The following is an 18,322-nucleotide window of genomic DNA, read 5'->3' on the forward strand; positions in this document are numbered from 1 at the left end:
CTGTTCCCTGATCGGCAAGCGACCGCTTAGTATGCGACTACCCCAGGTCGTACGACGTAGTCGCGTGGAGGCATCGCATGCAGGCATGGCAAGTGCACGAGAACGGTGAGCCGGGTGAGGTGATGCGGCTCGCGGACATCGAGACGCCCACGCCCGGCGACGGCCAGGTCCTGCTGAAGGTGCGTGCCGCGAACATCAACTTCCCGGACGTGCTGATGTGCCGCGGCCACTACCAGGTCAGGCCCCCGCTGCCCTTCACGCCGGGCGTGGAGATCTGCGGCGAGACCGAGGACGGGCGCCGGGTGCTCGCCAACCCCGCGCTGCCGTACGGCGGTTTCGCCGAGTACGCCGTCGTGGACGCCGCCGCTCTGCTGCCCGCGCCCGACTCGCTGGACGACGCCGAGGCCGCCGCGCTGCACATCGGCTACCAGACGGGATGGTTCGGTCTGCACCGGCGGGCCCACCTGGAGGCCGGGGAGACGCTGCTCGTCCACGCCGCCGCCGGTGGGGTCGGCAGCGCGGCCGTGCAGCTCGGAAAGGCCGCCGGCGCCAAGGTGATCGGTGTCGTCGGCGGGGCCGACAAGGCCGCCGTGGCCCGGGAGCTGGGCTGTGACGTCGTGATCGACCGGCGTGCCGAGGACGTCGTCGCCGCGGTCAAGGAGGCCACCGGCGGGCGGGGCGCCGACGTGATCTACGACCCGGTCGGCGGCGACGCCTACACCCAGTCCACCAAGGTCGTCGCCTTCGAGGGACGGATCGTGGTCGTCGGCTTCGCCAGCGGGACCATCCCCAGCCCCGGCCTCAACCACGCCCTGGTGAAGAACTACTCGATCCAGGGCCTGCACTGGGGCCTGTACAACACCAAGAACCCGAAGCTGGTCCGGCACTGCCACGAGCAGCTCACCGAACTCGCCGCCCGGGGTGCCATCAAGCCGCTGGTGAGCGAGCGGGTGTCGCTGGCGGAGGCCGCGGCCGCCGTGCAGCGCGTCGGTGACGGCGTGACCACCGGCCGGGTCGCCGTCGTCCCCGCCCTCAGCAAGGGAGCCACCGCATGATCGACGCAGCCGAACTCAAGCGCCGGGCGGCGGAGTTGCTGGCCGCCCATCCGCCCGCCACGACCGACCGCCTGGACTTCCTGCGGGCCCGCTTCGACGCCGGCCTGGCGTGGGTGCACTACCCCGAGGGCCTCGGCGGACTCGGCACCGCACGCTCCCTCCAGGCCGTCGTGGACGCCGAACTGGAGGCCGCGGGCGCCCCCGACAACGACCCCCGGCGCAACGGCATCGGCCTCGGCATGGCCGCGCCGACCATCCTCAAGTACGGCACGGACGAGCAGAAGCAGCGCTTTCTGCGGCCCCTGTGGACCGGTGAGGAGGTCTGGTGCCAGCTCTTCAGCGAGCCCGGCGCCGGCTCCGACCTGGCCGGGCTCGGCACCCGGGCCGTGCGCGAGGGTGACGGCGACTGGGTGGTGAACGGCCAGAAGGTGTGGACGTCCAGCGCGCACAACGCCCGCTGGGCCATCCTCATCGCCCGCACCGACCCGGACGTGCCCAAGCACGCGGGCATCACCTACTTCCTGTGCGACATGACCGACCCCGGTGTCGACGTCCGGCCGCTGCGCCAGATCACCGGCGAGGCCGAGTTCAACGAGGTCTTCCTCACCGACGTCCGCATCCCCGACTCCCGCCGCCTCGGCGCGATCGGCGACGGCTGGAAGGTCGCGCAGACCACGCTCAACAACGAACGCGTCGCCATCGGCGGCATGCGCCTGCCCCGCGAGGGCGGCATGATCGGGCCGGTCGCCAAGACCTGGCGCGAGCGCCCCGAGCTGCGCACCCACGACCTCCACCAGCGGCTGCTCACGCTCTGGGTCGACGCCGAGGTCGCCCGCCTCACCGGCGAACGCCTGCGCCAGCAGCTCGCGTTGGGCCAGCCGGGCCCCGAGGGCGCCGGCATGAAGCTCGCCTTCGCCCGCCTCAACCAGGAGATCAGCGGCCTGGAGGTCGAACTCCGCGGCGAGGAAGGCCTGTTGTACGACGACTGGACCATGCGCCGGCCCGAACTGGTGGACTTCGTCGGCCGGGACGCCGGCTACCGCTACCTCCGCTCCAAGGGCAACAGCATCGAGGGCGGGACCAGCGAGGTCCTGCTGAACATCGTCGCCGAGCGCGTTCTGGGCCTGCCGTCCGAGCCGCGCACCGACAAGGACGTCGCATGGAAGGACCTGGCCCGATGAGCGACCTGCTGTACTCGGAGGAGGAAGAGGCCCTGCGGTCCGCCGTACGGGATCTGCTCGCCGACCACTGCGACGCCCCCGGCGTCATCGCCCGCACCGAGTCGGACGCCCCGCACGACCTCGCCGCCTGGAAGGCGCTCACCGACGGCATGGGCCTCGCGGGCCTGCTGGTGCCGGAGGCGCAGGGCGGCCAGGGTGCCACGCACCGAGAAGCCGCAGTGGTCCTGGAGGAGTTGGGGCGTGCCGTGGCTCCGGTGCCCTACCTCACCAGCGCCGTCGTCGCCACCGAGGCCCTGCTGGAGGTCGGCCACGAGGGGCTGCTCGCCGAACTGGCGGCGGGCCGGAGGATCGGCGCCCTCACCGTCGCCCTGAACGTCGCCGCGGGCGGCGCCTACAAGGTCGTACGGCATGAAGGCGGGGCCCTGCACGGGGAGTTGACCGGCGTCGCGGACGCGGCGGTCGCCGATGTGCTGCTCGTACCGGCGGACGACGGCGGGCTGTACGCGGTGGACGCCGCCGACGCGACCGTCACCCCGCAGGTGTCCTTCGACCTCACCAGGCCGCTCGCCACCGTGACCCTGGACGGCGCCCCCGGACGGCTCCTCGGGGACGCCGAGCCCGCCGTGCGCCGCGCCTTGCGGGCCGGGGCCGGGCTGCTCGCCTCCGAGCAACTCGGTGTCGCGGACTGGGTGTTGACCGAGACCGTGCGCTACCTCAAGGAGCGCAAGCAGTTCAACCGGCCGGTCGGTGGCTTCCAGGCGCTCAAGCACCGGCTCGCCCAGGTGTGGCTGGAGGTCGTCAACCTCCGGGCCGCCGCCCGCAACGCCGCCGACGCGCTCACCACCGGGACGGACGCCAACGTCGCGGTCGCCGTAGCGCAGGCCTACGCGGCGCCGGTCGCGGTGCGCGCCGCCGAGGAGGCGCTCCAGCTGCACGCCGGTATCGGCATGACGTGGGAGCACCCGATCCACCTCTATCTGAAGCGGGCCAAGTCCGACTCGATCGCGTACGGCACCGCGGGCGTCCACCGCGCGGCGCTGGCCGAACTGGTGGACCTGCAAGCCCCCTGACGTTCACCGGACAAAGCCCGCCCCACCTGGGGCGGGCTTTTTCGTGTGCCCCGCGCGGGCCCGGTGAACGCACAGCGGCAGTCCGGCCAACTCCTGTCACGGGCATGCCTATCGACGGCCCCGCGACCGCATACTCGCCCATGTCTCGTACCGCCCCAAAGGGAGGCAGAGCATGGCCCTCACCACCCGTCGCAGAGCCCTCACCACCATCGGCGCCGCCCTCGCGGGCGCGGTCGCCCTGCCCGCCGCACCGGCGCTCGCGGGCGAACAGAAGCACCGGCCACGGCCGTTGTGGCGGGCCCACGCCCACAACGACTACGAGCATCCCCGGCCGCTGTCCGACGCCCTCGACCACCGCTTCGGCAGCGTCGAGGCGGACATCTTCCTCGTCGGCGACCAGCTCCTCATCGGCCACACCGTCGACGACCTCGACCCGACCCGCACCCTGGAGTCCCTCTACCTCGACCCGCTCACCGCCCGGGTGAAGGCCAACCACGGCTCGGTGTACCGCGGTTGGCGCAGACCGCTCCAACTGCTCGTCGACATCAAGACCGAGGGCTCGTCCACGTACCTGGAGCTGGACCGCCATCTGCGGCGGTACAGGCACCTGTTCACGACCTACGCCCACGGCCGGGTGTTCCCCGGGCCCGTCACCGCCGTCATCTCCGGTGACCGTGCCGCCCGTACGCCCATGGAGGCACAGACCGTACGACGCGCCTTCTACGACGGTCGCCTCACCGACCTCGGCAGCGCGGCCCCCGCCTCCTTCATCTTGCTGATCAGCGACAACTGGACGCTCAACTTCACCTGGCAGGGCGTCGGCGCCTTCCCCGACGCCGAGCGGCAGAGGCTGCACGGCATCGTCGACACCGCCCATGCGCGCGGCCAGCAGGTGCGCTTCTGGGCCACCCCCGACCTGGCCGGACCCGCCCGCGACGTGCTGTGGGGTGAACTCCTCGACGCAGGCGTCGACTACCTCAACACCGACGACCTGGCAGGCCTGGAGGCCTTCCTCGACGCCCGTCGCTAGGCCGGGAAACCACACGTTCGGCGGACAGGTCAGCCGCCCGGACGAACCCTCCGCTACGCCACACTTACGGCCGAACGCCGTGAACCGGACGGACGGCGTGGCGGAGGAGGTTGACGATGGCGATTTCCATCTCGGTGGTGCTGCTGCTTCTGGTCCTGGCGGTGATCTTCCTGCGCAACGGCGGGCTGAAGGTCTCCCACGCCCTGGTGTGCGTGCTGCTCGGGTTCTTTCTGGCCGGCACGAGCATCGCGCCCACCATCAGCAGCGGTCTGACGGCGACCGCCGACATCGTGAGCAGCCTCCGCCCCTGAGGCTCAGTTCGTCGAGAAGACCCCGATGCCGTTCGGGACGGGGCGTTCCGCGCCGCCCGTGGGGTGGTTGCGTACCGTCACGGCGGTCGCGCCGGGGGCACGGGCGACCAGCGTCGACGAGCCACCGCCGTCCAGGCTGAAGCCGTCGGCCGCGCCCAAGTCGCGCAGGGCGTCCGCCACTTCGGCGATCGTCAGACCGGTGCGGTAAGGCGCCGCCCCGTCCACCGCGAGCAGCAGCACCCGCCGGCCGCCGTCCGAGACGCCCACGGCGGTCCGCACCGCCGAGGTCGTCGCGTCCAGCCCGGGCAACGGCGCCCCGTCCGTCAGGACCGGATAGCCGCCGACGGCGAAGCGGTACGGAACCCGGCTCGCGGTCGCCACCAGCCGTTGCCGTACCCGTACGAGTGCGCCCACGGACAGTTTCCGCAACTGCTGCGCGCCGCCCTCCCGGCCGACGAGGACGGTCGTCCCGTCGGCGATGGGCCCGCTGCCCGGGGTGTCGGCCGTCGCCACCACCTTGCCCCGGCGGAGCGTCACCTCGTAGGTGTCCGTGCTGCACGGGGCGGCCCGGTCGGTGTCCGTGCCGCAGGTGGCGCGCAGCCGGGAGGCTCCGCCCCAGGCGCTGGTGTAGGCGCCGACCGAACCCACCGGCAGGGCGTACTGGTTGAGCCCGCCCAGCGGCAGCCGGTTCTCCCAGGTGCCGATGGTCCCGGTCAGGGTCAGGGCGTCGAGCCGGACCCGGCGGTCCACGCCCATGCCGAGCACGTCCCGGGTCGAGGTGCCGGGCGGCAGCGCGGGGCCGAACCGCTGGCCGTCCGGTACCGCCGCCTTGAGGGGGTGCCCGCTCGCGATCGCCGGCCCCACACTCGCCCCGGTCGCCTCGACGCCGGGGTGCTGGGTCTCGGTGATGTTGAAGAAGTCGCCGTTGACCCCGGCCACCGCGCCCTGGGTGTCGGCCAGTTGGGAGACCGGCGCCCGCGCGGCCACCGCACCGGGATACAGCAGGTCCAGGCGCACCTTCGGATCGCGCAGGTCGGCCCGGATCACATGGATGCGCGTCGGCCCCTTGGCCGCCTGGAGGTCGTACTCCTGGTACGTGACACCCGAAGCGACCGGCACGGCGGCGTCCTGCACGGCGCCGGCCGGTGCCGCCCCCGTCAGGGCCGCACCGGCCAGCGCGCCGAACGCCGTGAGAAGTGTCAGTACCCGTCTGCCCGCGCGGAACCCGGTTCGACGATGCGTCACAGTCCCCCCTGAGGTCCCGTCAACTGTGCCAGGGGCCAAGGGGGGTGCACCAGACGGCGAGGGCCGTACGGGGGACTACTGGGGGGCGACCAGGCGTGAGCGGATCAGGAAACGCACGCCCTCGGGCGCCTCAAGGGAGAAGCCGCTGCCGCGGCCCTCGACGACGTCCACGATGAGCCGGGTGTGGCTCCAGACCGCGTACTGGCTGCGGGACATCCAGAACGTCACCGGTTCCTCGACGCCCTCGACCTCCAGCTCCGCGAGCAGCACGTCCGAGCCGCCGGTGCGGAACTCGCCCTCGGGGTAGCACATCGGGGCGCTGCCGTCGCAGCAGCCGCCGGACTGGTGGAACATCAGCGGACCGTGCGCCTCGCGCAGCCGGCGCAGCAGGTCGGCGGCGGCGGGGGTGAGCTCGACGCGCGGAATCTCCTCATCCATACGCCCCAGCGCACCACAGGGGAGGTTGCGACAAGGTTGCAGCCGGGAGCAGGGTGGGTGGATGTACGCGACGCGGATGTCATGGCACATGAAGGCGCCCCGCGCGGCCGTCTACCGGATGCTCGTGGACGCCGACGCGCTCGCGCGATGGCGCGTGCCCGACGGGATGAGCAGCGAGGTCCACACCTTCGAGGCCCGCGAGGGAGGTGCGTTCCGGATCTCGCTCACCTATGACGTGCCGACCGGCACCGGCAAGTCCGGCTCGCACACCGACACGTACCACGGCAGGTTCCTCCGGCTGGTACCGGACGAACTGGTCGTCGAAGAGTTCGAGTTCGAGACCGGGGACCCCGGCCTGCGCGGCACGATGACCATGACGACCACGCTCACCGAGGTGGACGGCGGCACGGAGGTCGTCGTCCTGCACGAGGGGGTTCCCGACGCCGTGCCCGCCGACCAGAACGAGGAGGGCACGCGGATGGCGCTGGCCAACCTCGCCCGGCTGGTCGAGGGCTGAGCCTCACGCGGGCTGGGGCGTGAGGCGGCGGTGGCCCTTGCGGTCGTAGTAGAGGGTCATCGCGTAGCCGAACAGCAGTCCCACCGCGGTGCCGATCGCGATCATCAGCCAGGAGCGGCTCAGGCCCGCGTCGCCGCGGGCGTCGAAGTAGAGGATCGCGCGGACGCCGTCGCTGAGCTGGCGCATGGGCTCGAAATGGGACAGGAACCGGTAGAAGCCCGGGACCGCCTGGAGCGGGACGGTGGCGCCCGAGGACGGCAGGCCGAGGACGATGAACACGAACATGGACACCAGCTGGCCGATGCCGCCGAACGCCGCGTTGATGGCCTGCACACCGATGCCGACGGCCAGTGACGCGCAGTACGAGTAGATCCACAGCAGCGGCAGATGGGTCGCGTCCATGCCGAGGAGGGTGACGCAGGCCAGCATCACCAGGGAGACGGTGACGAGGGTGATGCCCGCGGTCATCGCCATCTTCAGCAGCAGCGTCTGGGTGCGGCTGATCGGCACGGTGGGCAGCCGGGTGTGCCAGGGGCCGATCTCGTTGTCGGCGTAGCCGAGCGAGGTGTCGACGCCGTTGCTGATGACGTTGGCGCCCATGAAGCCGGCCAGCACCAGCAGCAGCGTGTAGTAGAACGCGGTCAGGCCGAGCCCGCTGTGGTCGCCGAGGGGGTGGCCGACCTGGGGAGTGACGTTCACCGGGTCGGCGAGCAGCAGCTTGTCCGTCGCGGTGGCCCGCGGGGCGGCCTGGACGAGCTGCTCGCCGATGCTCTGCGAGGCCTGATGCGCCGCCTGGGTGCTGATCTGGCTGGCGAGGGACGAACCGAGGCTGCCCTTGCCGGGGTTGGTGAGCACGGTGATCGTCGGCCGTTCGGCGGCGCCGGTGGTGGTGAGCGCGGCGACCGAGTCGGTGAAGTCGGCCGGGATGACGAGGGCGCCGTAGACCTTGCCGGTGTCCAGCTCGTCCTGGGCCTCGGCCCGGCTCAGCCGCCGCCACTCGGCCTTGTCGCTGGACGTGTCCGCGAGGATCGACCGGGTGATCTGCGTGCCCAGGTTCTGCTCCTGGCCGGGCAGCGGCTTGCCGGTGTCGCCGTTGACCAGCGCGATCGGCAGATCCTTCAGGTCGCCCTGCGGGTTGACGATGCCGCCCATGTAGAGCAGCGAGAGCAGCAGGGCGAGGAGTCCGCTGAGGACGGTGGGGACCACCCAGAGCTTGGGGCGGCGCAGCAGGGTGGCGGCCCGGGCCAGAGGAGCGGCGGGGGCGGGCGAGGGGTCCGGGGGATCGGCCGGGGCGGGGGCCTGGGGGTCGGCGTCGGTCATGGCTCTCCGTCGGGTCGCGGCGACGCGGTGCCCTCCATAGGTACGCGACCACGGCCCCGCCCGCACCCACACCGCGCAGTACGGCGCCGGAATCACCCGTCGCACCCGGACCGCGCGGGACGGCGCCGGACCCACCCGTCGCACCCGGACCGCGGAGGACGGGGCCGGAATCGCCCCGTTCTCTCCGGCACGTCACCCGGCCAGGCGCAGCAGCGTCTCCTCGAAGGGGACCGCGTCCGCGCCCGGCCGGTTGTGCGGAAGCCTGGCCAGGAGCGTCGCCATGGCGCAGGTGTTGGTCACGGCGGAGAACACCAGCCCGGCGCCGACCAGGCCGGACAGCCGGTGTGCGGGCGGCCGGGCCAGCCCCGCGACGAAGCCCGCCACGACCAGCGCACCGGCGGTGAGCCGGACCTGGCGGTCCATCGGCCAGGGCGTACGGGCCCCGGCCGGGCGCTCGACCGGGTGGCCCGCGGCGGCCCAGCCGGCGGTGCCGCCGTCCAGGGAGAGCGCCTCGATGCCGAGGGTCCCGAGCCGGTCGCAGCCCTTGGCGGAGCGGGCCCCGGAGGCACAGACGATCAGCAGCGGCCCGCGTGTCGCGGCCGTCCGCAGCGCGCTCGCCGCCTCGTCGAGCCGGTCCAGCGGGATGTTGTGCGCGCCGGGGACATGGCCGCCGGCGAACTCGCCGGGCGTGCGCACGTCCACGACGGTGAACTCGGCGAGCCGGGCGGGGGCCACGGTGACGGGGGTGGTCATGGAACAGAACCCTTCGGTGAGGTGTTGCCCCCCACGGGTAGGATACCCGCGGGGGTATATACGAGGAGGAAACGTGCAGCTCGACATGGACGCCGACGAACTGAGGTCGGCGCTCAACCGGCTCCGCCGCGCTCAGGGCCAGCTGGGCGGGGTCATCCGCATGCTTGAGGAGGGGCGGGACTGCGAGGACGTCATCACCCAGCTCGCGGCGGTCTCCCGGGCCTTGGACCGGGCCGGGTTCTCGATCATCGCGACCGGCCTGGAGCAGTGCATGACCAGCGAGGACCCCGAGGTGCGGAACTCCGCGCAGATGCGGTCCCGGCTGGAGAAGCTCTTCCTCTCCCTGGCCTGAGGTCACCGCACCACGCCGACGCCCATGGCCAGCGCGATCGTCAGCAGTACGGTCCCGAAGGCCCGTTGGAGCGCCGCGGGGGACACCTTCGCGGCCAGCCGTCTGCCGTCCCACGCCCCGAGGACGGCGGTCGCCAGGAACGGCATGACCAGCGCCCAGTCCAGCTGGACCGCCGACTGGGCCCGGGCCGCGAGCGCCACCAGCGCGTTGGCGACGATGACCAGCAGACTGGTCCCCACCGCCGCGCGCATCGGCACCGCCAGCACGGTCACCAGCGCCGGCACGGCGAGAAAGCCGCCGCCGACCCCGAGGAACCCGGTCACCGCGCCGAGTGCGGCACCGGCGGTCGCGGCCCGGCCGGTCGACACCGTCGCGGCCTGCTGGGGCGTACGACGACGCAGCATGCGTACGGCGGCCAGGGCGGCCAGCGCCGCGAACATCAGCGTGAGCAGGGCCGCGGGCAGCCGCGCGGCGAGGACCCCGGCCACCGCGGCGGGCAGCAGACCGGCCGCCGCGAACAGCAGCCCGGCCCGCCAGCGCACCGCCCCCGCCCGGGCGTGCGCCACCAGAGCGGTGACCGACGTGACGATCACGATGACCAGGCTGCCCGTGGCCGCCGCGGCGGGGGTGAAACCGAGCAGGTAGATCAGCGCCGGTACGGTCAGGATGCTCCCGCCCGCGCCCAGCGCGCCGAGAGCGAGACCGACCAGGGCGCCGGCGAGCAGGGCCAGGACGAGGGCGGTCATATGACGGTTCCAGGGGTGCCTTCGCCGGGGAGTCCCGTGTCCTCGCCGGGGAGTCCCGTGCCTTCGACGGGCAGCCCCCGCGCTGCCCAGTCACGCATACCGCCGATCACGTCGACCGCCTCCACGCCGCGTGCGGCGAGCAGGGCGGCGGCCTGCCGGGAACGGTTGCCCGAGCGGCAGATCAGCACCAGGGGGCGGGCGGTGTCGGGGAGAGGCGCGGTCGCGATCCGCGACAGCGGCACATGGTGGGCGCCGGGGGCGTGACCGGCCCGGAACTCGTCCGTCTCGCGGACGTCGATCAGGGCGGCGGTGCGGTCGCGCAACAGCCGCTGCGCCTCGGTGACGGTGACACGGGGGGTGCCGGGGGAGTCGTACCTCATGCGTGTTTCCTGATCCCCGGCGTCAGGCGGTGGTACAGAGCGTGAGCCCCGCCTCGGCCGCCGCCGCGTAGCCGTCGTCCACCGCCACCACCTCGCGTCCGGCCGCGTCGAGCACGGACGCGGCGATGGCCGCGCGCATACCGCCCGCGCAGTGCACCCACACGGTGCCCTCGGGCACCTCGTGCAGACGGTGGTTGAGCTGGTGGACGGGGAGGTGGACGCTGCCCTCGATCCAGCCGGCGGCGGCGCGTTCGCCGTCCCGGCGGACGTCGACGATCACCATGTCCTCGCCGCGCGCGCGGGCGGCGGCCAGATCGGCGAACGTGGCCCGGCGGAAGGACGCGGGCGCGGTGCCGTCGGCGATCCAGTCGGCAGGAGTGCCGACGGCCGCGGTGGCCGGGCGGTCGATGCCGACACGGGTCAGTTCGCGCTGGGCGCGCGCCAGGTCCGCGGCGCTCTCCGCGAGCAGGGTCACCGGCTTGCCCCACGGGATCATCCAGGCGAGATAGGTAGCCAGCTGTCCGTCGACCTCGAAGTTGAACGCACCGGCCACATGCCCGGCGGCGAACGCCACCCGGCCGCGCAGGTCCACGACCCACTCTCCGGCCGCGAGCCGGCGGGCGATCTCCCCGGCGTCGGCGATGCCCGGTGCCGTCAGGTCCACGGGGGTCGGGCCACCGGAGTTGGCCGGGCCCATGTGGGCGTAGTAGGCGGGTATGTCGTCGAGCCCGGCCAGCAGCTCCTTCACGAAGGTGTCCACGTCCTGGAGGAGCCCCGGGTTGGACGTCTTCTCGCCGCCGATCGTGCTGTCCGCGCCGCCCGCGGCGGTGGAGGAGCAGAAGCTGCCGAAGCCGTGCGTGGGCAGGACGGTGACCTCGTCGGCGAGCTCCGCCGCGAGCCGGTGCACGGAGGCGTGCTGCGCCCGGGCCAGCCGCTCGGTCAGCCGGGGTTCGACCAGGTCGGGGCGGCCGACACCGCCGATCAGCAGCGACCCGCCGGTGAAGGCGGCCACCGCGCGCCCCGCCTCCGCGAGGACGTACGAGGTGTGGTGCGGGGTGTGTCCGGGCGTGGCCACCGCCCGCAGCGTCAGGTCCTCGCCGACCGGCTGCACGTCCCCGTCGCCGACCGGGACCCGGGTGTAGGCCACCTCCGCCCCGGCCGGCACCAGATAGCGGGCGCCGGTCAGCCGGGCCAGCTCCAGGCCGCCGGTGACGTAGTCGTTGTGCACATGGGTCTCGGCGACGGCAACGATCCGCACGCCGCGGAGCGCCGCCCGGGTGAGGACGCGGTCGATGTCACGGGGCGGGTCCACGGCCACCGCGGTCCGGGCGCCGCCCGCCAGATAGCTGCGGTTGCCCAGCCCTTCGGTCTCCAGGGTGTCGACAAAGAACACGAGGTTCCTCCTTCACGAAATTACCCCCGGGGGTATCTGTCTCCCAAGGTAACAGATACCCCCAGGGGTATTAACGCGGCGGTTCGGGGCCGCTGTCGTGACGGGCGTGGCCGGCCGGGCGAACTCCGGCTGCCCGCCCAGAAGTTGATGTGTGAAACTGTCGTCAGTCGATCACGCAGGTCATCAAGGGGAGTGGAACGTGACGCAGGACGGCATCGTCGGGGAGATCGACACCAGCAGGCCGCACCCCGCCCGGATCTACGACTATCTGCTGGGCGGCAAGGACCACTACGAGGTGGACGAGGAGGCGGGCGAGCGGCTCGTCGCCGTCGCGCCCGAGGCGCGGGTCAGCGTGCGGGCCAACCGGGACTTCCTGCGGCGGGCCGTCCGGCACGTCGTCGGCCAGGGCGTCCGGCAGATCCTCGACGTCGGCACCGGGCTGCCCACCTCGCCGAACGTGCACGAGATCGCCCACGAGGCGGCGGCCGACGTACGGGTGGCCTACGTCGACAACGACCCGATCGTGAAACGGCACGCCGACGCGCTGCTCAGCCGGACGGGGGAGACGAGCATCGTCCTCGCCGACCTGCGCGATCCGCGGAGCATCGTGGACCATCCCGAGGTGCGTCGGGTCATCGACTTCGACGAGCCGGTCGCCCTGCTGCTCGTCGCGATCCTGCACTTCGTGACCGACGCGGAGAAGCCGGGGGAGATCGTCTCCACCCTGCGTGACGCCCTCCCGGACGGGAGCTTCCTCGTCCTCTCGCACGCCACGGGCGACCTCTTCGAGCGCAGCGACGCACAGGCCGTCTACAAGAACGCGACGGCCAGCATGAACCTGCGCAGCCATGCCGAGGTCGAGCGCTACTTCGACGGCTTCGACCTCCTGGAACCCGGACTGACCCAGGTCCCGTTCTGGCGCCCCGACGGGCCGCTGCCGGCCGGCGCCGCCTCGATCGGCTTCTACGGGGGCGTCGGCCGGAAGTAGCGGAACGGAACGCGCGGCGCGCCGGACCTGCGTACGGGTCCGGCGCGCTTTGGTCTCGACTCTCTTCACGGGACTCGCACACGGCCCGCCCATTGCTTGAGGTTTCAAGTGTTACTGTCGCGCTCATTCCCCCCACCAGGCACAGGAGATCCGTTGTGCACGACGGCAACGTAGTGGTGATCGGCGGCGGTTACGCGGGTGTCCGCCTCGCGAAACGACTGGACGCGACGGCGCGGGTCACGCTCGTCGACCGCAAAGAGGTCTTCTTCCACCGCATCGCCTCGCTGCGGGCGGGAGTGCGCCCGGAGTGGACGGTGACCCCCTTCATCCCGTACGACCGCCTGCTCACGCACGGCCGGGTGGTCACCGGCAAGGCGGTCCGCATCGACACCGCCGGTCGCGAGGTCCGACTGGCCACGGGGGAACGCCTGCCGTACGACGTGCTGGTCATCGCCACCGGGGCCGACTACCCCGAACCCGCGCGGTTCGCCGGCGCCACCGCCGAGGAGGCCGCCAAGTCGTTCGGCGAGCACCAGCGCAAGGTCGCCACCGCCCAGCACGTCCTCGTCGTCGGCGGCGGCCCCTCGGGTGTCGAACTCGGCGCCGAGATACGCCTGGCCCGCCCCGACGCCCGGGTCACCCTCGCCCACTCCGGCCCCGAGCTGCTGCACTCCACGGGCAGCGCCCGCGCCGGACAGAAGGCCCGCGCCTGGCTGGAGGCGCACGACGTGGAGGTGCGCCTCGGCTCCTTCATGTCGCCCGGCAACGACTTCGGCACCTACCGCGACGCCCACGGCACCGTCATCGAGGCGGACACCTCCTTCTGGGCGACCGGCACCACGCCCAACACGCTGTGGCTGCGGCTGGCCGGGCACGGCGCCTGGCTGAACGGGACCGGGCACGTCAAGGTCGACACCATGCTCCAGGTCGAGGGGTACCCCGAGGTGTTCGCGGTCGGCGACGTCAACGACGTGGGCGAACTCAAGGTCACCCCTGCGGCCCTCGCCCAGGCCGAGGTCGCCGCCCACAACATCCGTGCCTACCTGCGCAGTTCGGGCCGACACGGCAAGAAGCCCCGCACCTACCGCGCGGTCCACCGCACCCCGCTCATCGTGCCCTTCGGCCCGGCCGACGGCGTGACCATGCTGCCGGTGCCGGGCGGCGAGAGCGCGGTCCTCGGCGGCCGTACCACCACCCTTGCCAAGGCGAAGACCCTCATGACCCCCTTCATGAGACGGCAGTTGGGCTACACCGCGGCGTGAAGGCCGGCCCGGGCGAGCGGCGCGTCCGTCCGCCCGGCGATGTCCTCGGCGCTCACGCCCGGCGCGCACTCCACGAGGACGAGCCCCTCGGGCGTGACGTCTAGGACGCCCAGGTCGGTGATGATCCGGTGCACACAGCGCTCGCCCGCCGGGGACATGCACCTCGTCGGGGCTCAACTCGCCCGGCTCCAGCAGCTCTTCGACCTCGGCGACGGTGATCCCGCCGACCATGGCCGCCAGCGGGTTGAAGTTCGCGGCGGCCTTGCGGAACACCAGGTTGCCGTGACGGTCGCCGCGCCAGGCTCGTACGAGGGCGAAGTCGGTGGTGATGCTCACCCCCCGGCGGACCAGGGCGGCCCCCTCGCGCCGCTTGGGGTGCCGAGGACGTCGTCCGCACCCCAACGCCCCCAGTTCGAGAACTGCCTGATCGCCGACGACCACCCCGCCTTCCAGCTGCTCCCGCACATGGTCGAGGGCACCCGCAGGATCGCGATGATCCAGGAACGCCTGGCCCGCAGGGCGGTCCGCTCCGCGGCGGTGCGCGTCCTGCCCTGTCCCTTCGAGGCGGTCCCGGTGGGCCAGGCGATGTGGTGGCACCCGGTGCACGCGCAGGACGCGGCGCACATCTGGCTCCGGCGCAAGGCCGAGGAGGTCGGAGAGACGCTGACCGCGACTCCCTAGGGGCGCGGGGAACTGCGCGACCAGCCACAACGGCCCGCAGCCGGACGGCGACCCATGAGCCCCACAGCGACACCGCCCGCGGCGACCCCCAACACCCCCACCGCCCCCGTCAGACTCCCCACCACGGCCTCCCCGCCCAACAGCACCAGCGGACAGACGAACTCCCCGCCGAAGAACGCCGCCATCCACAGCCCCGTCCCGCGCCCGCGGTCCTCGAAGCCCAGCCGGGACATCGCACTCGTCAGCAGGGCCGGCAGCAGCATGCCCGTGCCGACGCAGTTGATCACCGCCCCGACCACCAGCACCGGAGTGTTCCCCGCCACGGACATCACCCCGAAGCCGACCGCGCACACCGCCAGCGCCCCGGGCAGAAGTGGCTCGGGCGCACGCTTCAGCCGCGCGAAGGCCACCGCCCCACCCACCGTCGCGGCGCTGGCGACCGCGGTGGCCAGGCCGATCACACCGGAGTTCTCGACGCCGAGATCGTCGAGCAGGTACGACATCTCGACCGGCACGGTGTAGAAGACCATCGCCCCGAAGAAGGTGAGCGCGCAGATGCCGCCCAACTGCCGCCAGGGGAAAGGGCGTCGGTCGTCCTGGACGACGCTCACCGCCTCGCCGCCCGTCGAAGGCAGCGCCGAGGCCATCAGGGGCGCCAGCACCAGGCTCACCGCGTAGACCCAGAACGGCACCCGCCACCCCGCTGACCCGGCGGCCCCGCCGAGCACGAAGAAGACGGTGGCCGACGCGGAGGCGCACATGGTCTGCAGGGCGAGGTACTTCACCCGCCGCTGCCCGCTGTAGTAGTCGCCGATGAGCGTGGTGCAGCACGTCATGATCGCGGCCTCGGCGACCCCGACCAGCGCCCGGCTCGCGATGATCGCGCCGAGGGACTCCAGCCACAGCGGCGCCGTACCGAACACGGCGTACAGGACGGTCGCCACGATCAGCAGCCGTCTGCGGCCCAGCCGGTCCACGATCACCCCGGCGAACGGGGCGAGCAGCGCGAGCGCCAGCGCCGGGACGGTCAGCGCCAGCGGCACCAGCGCCTTCGCGCCGGGCACGGACGCGAAGTGGTCCTGCATCTTCGGCAGCACCGGGGCGATCAGCACCGCCCCCAGGATCGGCAGACAGCTGCCCGCCATGAGCAGCGTCACGCGCAGCAGATGGGCCGGGCCCGAGACGGCGACGGGCGACACGGCGGTGTCGTCCGCCACGGTGGGGGACGGGGGCAGGGGACCGGGCATGGCGACTCCGAGGGAGGGACGCGGGAGCGGGCATGCCGGGTGACGCGCCGACGGCGCACGGCATGCGGGTGGCGTCCGCACACGTACCGGCCGTGGTGGCCGGCCGCTGCCGGAACGGACAGCGGGGTGCGGGTAGCGACGACTATGGGCGGCCGGGCCCGCTCACCGCCATCCCTCCCGCGATCCGAATCCCGTATCCGGCGCATCCACCCCGTGGATGGGCCGGCGTGGTCGCGGCCGCCTCAGAAGGTGCTGTACGCGGGCGCCCCCTGGTCCGCCAGCGTGGTGTACGGCAGCATGACCAGCGCGATGGCGCCGTACTCCGCCCGGGCGGGGCGCAACTGGACGCGGATGCCGTGCCGTTCGGCGAGGCGGCCGACCACGAAGAGCCCCATGCGCTGGGAGATCGCCGCGTCCACGGTGGGCGGGTCGGCGAGCTTGCGGTTGAGGTCGGCGAAGTCCTGCGGGGTGAGGCCGACGCCCTCGTCGTGGATCTCCACCATGGCACGGCCGTCCGGGAGCTGGGCGGCGGTGACGCGTACCGGACTGCGTGGGGAGGAGAACGTGGTCGCGTTCTCCAGCAGTTCGGCCAGCAGATGCACGAGATCGCTCGCGGCGCGCGCGTGGACCAGGGTCTCCGGGATGCCGGAGAGCTGGATCCGCTCGTACTGCTCGACCTCGGACGCCGCGGCCCGCACCGTGTCGATCAGCGGCATCGGCTGGTCCCAGCGGTGCCGGGGCTCCTCCCCGGCGAGCACGAGCAGGTTCTCGCCGTTGCGGCGCATGCGCGTCGCCAGATGGTCCAGACGGAACAGGTTCTCCAGCTGTTCGGGGTCGGCCTCGTGCTTCTCCAGGTCGGTCAGCAGATGCAGCTGGCCCTCCACCAGCGCCTCGGACCGGCGCGAGAGGCTGGTGAAGATGGTGCTGATGTTGCCGCGCAACAGGGCCTGCTCGGCGGCGAGTTGGACGGCCTCGCGATGGACCTGGTCGAAGGCCCGGGCGACCTCGCCGATCTCGTCCCGGGTGGCGATGGGGATGGGGGCGACCCGGGTGTCCACCGGATGCGGGCGGGGCTGGGACAACTTGTCCACCAGCGCGGGCAGTTGCGTCTGGGCGATGTCCAGGGCGGCGCCGCGCAGCCGGCGCATGCTGCCGGTCATCGAGCGCGCGACCCAGGCGGCCAGTACGAAGGCCAGCACGACGGCGGCGACGACGACCGAGGAGTTGACGACCGCGTCGCGCCGGGCGTCGTCGGAGATCCCCTCGGCCTTGGTGAGCGCGGTGTCCGTCAGCTGCACCTCGACGCTGCGGTAGGCGTCGAAGGCGAGCGTCGAGGCGGTGAAGTAGGACTCCGCGGTGATGCCGTCGGCGGCCAGTCGCTCGGCGGTGGCGCCGGACGAGATCTCGTCGATCATCTCCGCCAGCGTCGGCGGGGCGACGAACGGCTTCCCGGCGTCCTCGGCCTGCTGCGCCGCCCGGGCCGTGAGCGACCGGCCCTTCTCCCGCGCGGAGGCCATGGCCCGGTCGAGCCGCTTCAGGTCCTCGGTGGTCCCGGCGCCGGCGAACTCCTGGAGCGCGACCTGCTGGAGGTAGGCGTAGGACCGGAACGTGGCCAGTTGTAGGGCCAGTTCACCGTCCTTGAGCCGGTCGCGGTCCTCGACCAGGATGCGCTGGCCGATCGCCCGGGTCAGCGACTCGGCGGCCTGGGTCAGCGACATGGCGTACAGGGTGCGGCCGAAGCTGGCCTGGTTGCTGCTGCCGAAGCCCAGTTCGTTCGAGAGCTCCATCAGGGGATGCTGGATCAGGTGGTACTTCTCCTCCGTCTGGACGCCGGGGAGCTTGTCCGTGAAGGCGTCCTCGCGCAGCTCCGTCAGCGCCTTCTCGCCGGTGCGGACCGCCGAGACCCGCTGGAGCAGACGGGCCGAGCGCGGCATGTTCGCCACGGCCGCGTCGAAGTCCTCGCGGTCCTGGTCGGTGATCGCCCGGGCCTTGGTGATCGCGGGGTCCGACCGCTTCCCCTGGAGCAGCGGGACCACCGACACGTCCCGTTCGTCGATGACGTCACTGGCGTACTTGTTGGCCGTCTGCACCAGTTGGGCGACCCGCACGGCGTCCTCGGCGTCCTGGAGCGTGTCCACGGAGCGCTTCACCCGGAAGGCCCCGAGGGACAGCGCGACGAGCACCGGGATGAGGAGGACGACGTACAGGCGCTTCGCCATGCGCCAGTTCCGCATGGACAACCGGGCCCGGCTTGCTGAGCTCACGTGCGTGAAGGCCTTTCGTGGTGGGGTCAGGCGAACCGGCGCAGGATCCGGTCCACAGGGGCTGTCGTCTCTGCCACGCCCCCTTCTAC

General features: G+C 72.6%; 18 protein-coding genes and 3 pseudogenes. 10 read left to right on the forward strand and 11 right to left on the reverse strand.

Annotated elements, in window-relative coordinates:
* Window positions 1–77: 77 nt before the first annotated feature.
* The 5 genes from OG885_RS38500 (at window position 78) to OG885_RS38520 (ending at window position 4,647) form a co-directional block, all read left to right on the forward strand.
* The gene (locus OG885_RS38500) at window positions 78–1,055 is read left to right on the forward strand and encodes an NADPH:quinone oxidoreductase family protein (RefSeq protein ID WP_405739990.1); all 978 of its coding nucleotides are present in this window, start codon (window positions 78–80) and stop codon (window positions 1,053–1,055) included.
* Complete coding sequence (locus OG885_RS38505) at window positions 1,052–2,236, forward strand: acyl-CoA dehydrogenase family protein (protein WP_405739992.1); 1,185 nt, start codon at window positions 1,052–1,054, stop codon at window positions 2,234–2,236. Before OG885_RS38500 ends, OG885_RS38505 begins: the two co-directional genes overlap by 4 nt.
* Window positions 2,233–3,306 (forward strand): acyl-CoA dehydrogenase family protein, encoded by a 1,074-nt coding sequence (locus OG885_RS38510; RefSeq protein WP_405739995.1) that lies wholly within the window; start codon window positions 2,233–2,235, stop codon window positions 3,304–3,306. Before OG885_RS38505 ends, OG885_RS38510 begins: the two co-directional genes overlap by 4 nt.
* A 172-nt stretch (window positions 3,307–3,478) precedes the next feature.
* On the forward strand, window positions 3,479–4,336 hold the full coding sequence (locus OG885_RS38515) for a phosphatidylinositol-specific phospholipase C/glycerophosphodiester phosphodiesterase family protein (RefSeq protein ID WP_405739998.1): 858 nt from the start codon (window positions 3,479–3,481) through the stop codon (window positions 4,334–4,336).
* 116 nt (window positions 4,337–4,452) lie between these two features.
* Window positions 4,453–4,647: a hypothetical protein gene (locus OG885_RS38520; protein WP_405740001.1), complete on the forward strand. Its 195-nt coding sequence runs from the start codon at window positions 4,453–4,455 to the stop codon at window positions 4,645–4,647.
* A 3-nt stretch (window positions 4,648–4,650) separates the two neighbouring features.
* Here the strand turns inward: OG885_RS38520 and OG885_RS38525 are convergent, their stop codons facing one another.
* Together OG885_RS38525 and OG885_RS38530 are read right to left on the reverse strand one after the other, a co-directional pair.
* The gene (locus OG885_RS38525; RefSeq protein WP_405740003.1) at window positions 4,651–5,892 is read right to left on the reverse strand and encodes a phosphodiester glycosidase family protein; all 1,242 of its coding nucleotides are present in this window, start codon (window positions 5,890–5,892) and stop codon (window positions 4,651–4,653) included.
* A 75-nt stretch (window positions 5,893–5,967) separates the two neighbouring features.
* Complete coding sequence (locus tag OG885_RS38530; protein WP_405740005.1) at window positions 5,968–6,330, reverse strand: DUF779 domain-containing protein; 363 nt, start codon at window positions 6,328–6,330, stop codon at window positions 5,968–5,970.
* A 61-nt stretch (window positions 6,331–6,391) separates the two neighbouring features.
* On the opposite strand from OG885_RS38530, the gene OG885_RS38535 reads away from it, so the two are divergent.
* Window positions 6,392–6,847, forward strand: coding sequence for an SRPBCC domain-containing protein (locus OG885_RS38535; RefSeq protein WP_405740007.1), 456 nt, complete (start codon window positions 6,392–6,394; stop codon window positions 6,845–6,847).
* Between the two features lie 3 nt (window positions 6,848–6,850).
* Here the strand turns inward: OG885_RS38535 and OG885_RS38540 are convergent, their stop codons facing one another.
* A complete protein-coding gene (locus tag OG885_RS38540) occupies window positions 6,851–8,167 on the reverse strand; it encodes a YhgE/Pip domain-containing protein (protein WP_405740010.1) in 1,317 nt (438 codons plus the stop codon).
* A gap of 192 nt (window positions 8,168–8,359) precedes the next feature.
* Window positions 8,360–8,920: a rhodanese-like domain-containing protein gene (locus tag OG885_RS38545; protein ID WP_405740013.1), complete on the reverse strand. Its 561-nt coding sequence runs from the start codon at window positions 8,918–8,920 to the stop codon at window positions 8,360–8,362.
* A 73-nt stretch (window positions 8,921–8,993) separates the two neighbouring features.
* Here OG885_RS38545 and OG885_RS38550 point away from each other — a divergent pair, with 73 nt between their 5' ends.
* Window positions 8,994–9,272: a metal-sensitive transcriptional regulator gene (locus tag OG885_RS38550; RefSeq protein WP_399960577.1), complete on the forward strand. Its 279-nt coding sequence runs from the start codon at window positions 8,994–8,996 to the stop codon at window positions 9,270–9,272.
* A gap of 2 nt (window positions 9,273–9,274) precedes the next feature.
* On the opposite strand, the gene OG885_RS38555 is transcribed toward OG885_RS38550, so the two are convergent.
* The 3 genes from OG885_RS38555 to OG885_RS38565 are packed head-to-tail and all read right to left on the reverse strand — an operon-like array spanning window position 9,275 to window position 11,791.
* On the reverse strand, window positions 9,275–10,018 hold the full coding sequence (locus tag OG885_RS38555; protein ID WP_405740017.1) for a sulfite exporter TauE/SafE family protein: 744 nt from the start codon (window positions 10,016–10,018) through the stop codon (window positions 9,275–9,277).
* Complete coding sequence (locus OG885_RS38560; protein ID WP_405740020.1) at window positions 10,015–10,398, reverse strand: rhodanese-like domain-containing protein; 384 nt, start codon at window positions 10,396–10,398, stop codon at window positions 10,015–10,017. The genes OG885_RS38555 and OG885_RS38560 overlap by 4 nt, the downstream gene beginning before the upstream one ends.
* Before the next feature lie 22 nt (window positions 10,399–10,420).
* A complete protein-coding gene (locus OG885_RS38565) occupies window positions 10,421–11,791 on the reverse strand; it encodes a rhodanese-like domain-containing protein (protein WP_405740022.1) in 1,371 nt (456 codons plus the stop codon).
* A 199-nt stretch (window positions 11,792–11,990) separates the two neighbouring features.
* On the opposite strand from OG885_RS38565, the gene OG885_RS38570 reads away from it, so the two are divergent.
* Together OG885_RS38570 and OG885_RS38575 are read left to right on the forward strand one after the other, a co-directional pair.
* The gene (locus tag OG885_RS38570; protein WP_405740025.1) at window positions 11,991–12,779 is read left to right on the forward strand and encodes an SAM-dependent methyltransferase; all 789 of its coding nucleotides are present in this window, start codon (window positions 11,991–11,993) and stop codon (window positions 12,777–12,779) included.
* A gap of 155 nt (window positions 12,780–12,934) precedes the next feature.
* Entirely contained in the window at window positions 12,935–14,041 is a 1,107-nt protein-coding gene (locus OG885_RS38575) for an NAD(P)/FAD-dependent oxidoreductase (RefSeq protein ID WP_405740028.1), read from the forward strand.
* Here the strand turns inward: OG885_RS38575 and OG885_RS38580 are convergent.
* Window positions 14,026–14,202, reverse strand: a pseudogene (locus OG885_RS38580) (succinyl-CoA--3-ketoacid-CoA transferase); the annotation flags it as partial. The gene OG885_RS38575 and the pseudogene OG885_RS38580 sit on opposite strands and share 16 nt — an antisense overlap.
* A pseudogene (locus OG885_RS38585) lies at window positions 14,189–14,371 on the reverse strand (CoA-transferase); the annotation flags it as partial. The pseudogenes OG885_RS38580 and OG885_RS38585, both read right to left, overlap by 14 nt.
* A gap of 117 nt (window positions 14,372–14,488) precedes the next feature.
* Here OG885_RS38585 and OG885_RS38590 point away from each other — a divergent pair.
* A pseudogene (locus OG885_RS38590) lies at window positions 14,489–14,722 on the forward strand (LysR family transcriptional regulator); the annotation flags it as partial.
* Here the strand turns inward: OG885_RS38590 and OG885_RS38595 are convergent.
* Both OG885_RS38595 and OG885_RS38600 read right to left on the reverse strand, forming a co-directional pair.
* The gene (locus tag OG885_RS38595; protein ID WP_405740031.1) at window positions 14,719–15,969 is read right to left on the reverse strand and encodes an MFS transporter; all 1,251 of its coding nucleotides are present in this window, start codon (window positions 15,967–15,969) and stop codon (window positions 14,719–14,721) included. The pseudogene OG885_RS38590 and the gene OG885_RS38595 sit on opposite strands and share 4 nt — an antisense overlap.
* Before the next feature lie 242 nt (window positions 15,970–16,211).
* Window positions 16,212–18,188 (reverse strand): nitrate- and nitrite sensing domain-containing protein, encoded by a 1,977-nt coding sequence (locus OG885_RS38600; protein WP_405740034.1) that lies wholly within the window; start codon window positions 18,186–18,188, stop codon window positions 16,212–16,214.
* Between the last annotated feature and the right edge of the window lie 134 nt (window positions 18,189–18,322).

It is taken from the genome of Streptomyces sp. NBC_00028 (genome assembly GCF_045041065.1).
Lineage (GTDB): Bacteria > Actinomycetota > Actinomycetes > Streptomycetales > Streptomycetaceae > Streptomyces.

Excerpts from the sequence above, each read along its gene's own strand:
- OG885_RS38500 (WP_405739990.1), top strand. The coding sequence starts at position 78 with ATGCAGGCATGGCAAGTGCACGAGAACGGTGAGCCGGGTGAGGTGATG.
- OG885_RS38505 (WP_405739992.1), top strand. The coding sequence starts at position 1,052 with ATGATCGACGCAGCCGAACTCAAGCGCCGGGCGGCGGAGTTGCTGGCC.
- OG885_RS38510 (WP_405739995.1), top strand. The coding sequence starts at position 2,233 with ATGAGCGACCTGCTGTACTCGGAGGAGGAAGAGGCCCTGCGGTCCGCC.
- OG885_RS38515 (WP_405739998.1), top strand. The coding sequence starts at position 3,479 with ATGGCCCTCACCACCCGTCGCAGAGCCCTCACCACCATCGGCGCCGCC.
- OG885_RS38520 (WP_405740001.1), top strand. The coding sequence starts at position 4,453 with ATGGCGATTTCCATCTCGGTGGTGCTGCTGCTTCTGGTCCTGGCGGTG.
- OG885_RS38530 (WP_405740005.1), bottom strand. The coding sequence starts at position 6,330 with ATGGATGAGGAGATTCCGCGCGTCGAGCTCACCCCCGCCGCCGCCGAC.
- OG885_RS38535 (WP_405740007.1), top strand. The coding sequence starts at position 6,392 with ATGTACGCGACGCGGATGTCATGGCACATGAAGGCGCCCCGCGCGGCC.
- OG885_RS38540 (WP_405740010.1), bottom strand. The coding sequence starts at position 8,167 with ATGACCGACGCCGACCCCCAGGCCCCCGCCCCGGCCGATCCCCCGGAC.
- OG885_RS38545 (WP_405740013.1), bottom strand. The coding sequence starts at position 8,920 with ATGACCACCCCCGTCACCGTGGCCCCCGCCCGGCTCGCCGAGTTCACC.
- OG885_RS38555 (WP_405740017.1), bottom strand. The coding sequence starts at position 10,018 with ATGACCGCCCTCGTCCTGGCCCTGCTCGCCGGCGCCCTGGTCGGTCTC.
- OG885_RS38560 (WP_405740020.1), bottom strand. The coding sequence starts at position 10,398 with ATGAGGTACGACTCCCCCGGCACCCCCCGTGTCACCGTCACCGAGGCG.
- OG885_RS38595 (WP_405740031.1), bottom strand. The coding sequence starts at position 15,969 with ATGCCCGGTCCCCTGCCCCCGTCCCCCACCGTGGCGGACGACACCGCC.
- OG885_RS38600 (WP_405740034.1), bottom strand. The coding sequence starts at position 18,188 with ATGGCGAAGCGCCTGTACGTCGTCCTCCTCATCCCGGTGCTCGTCGCG.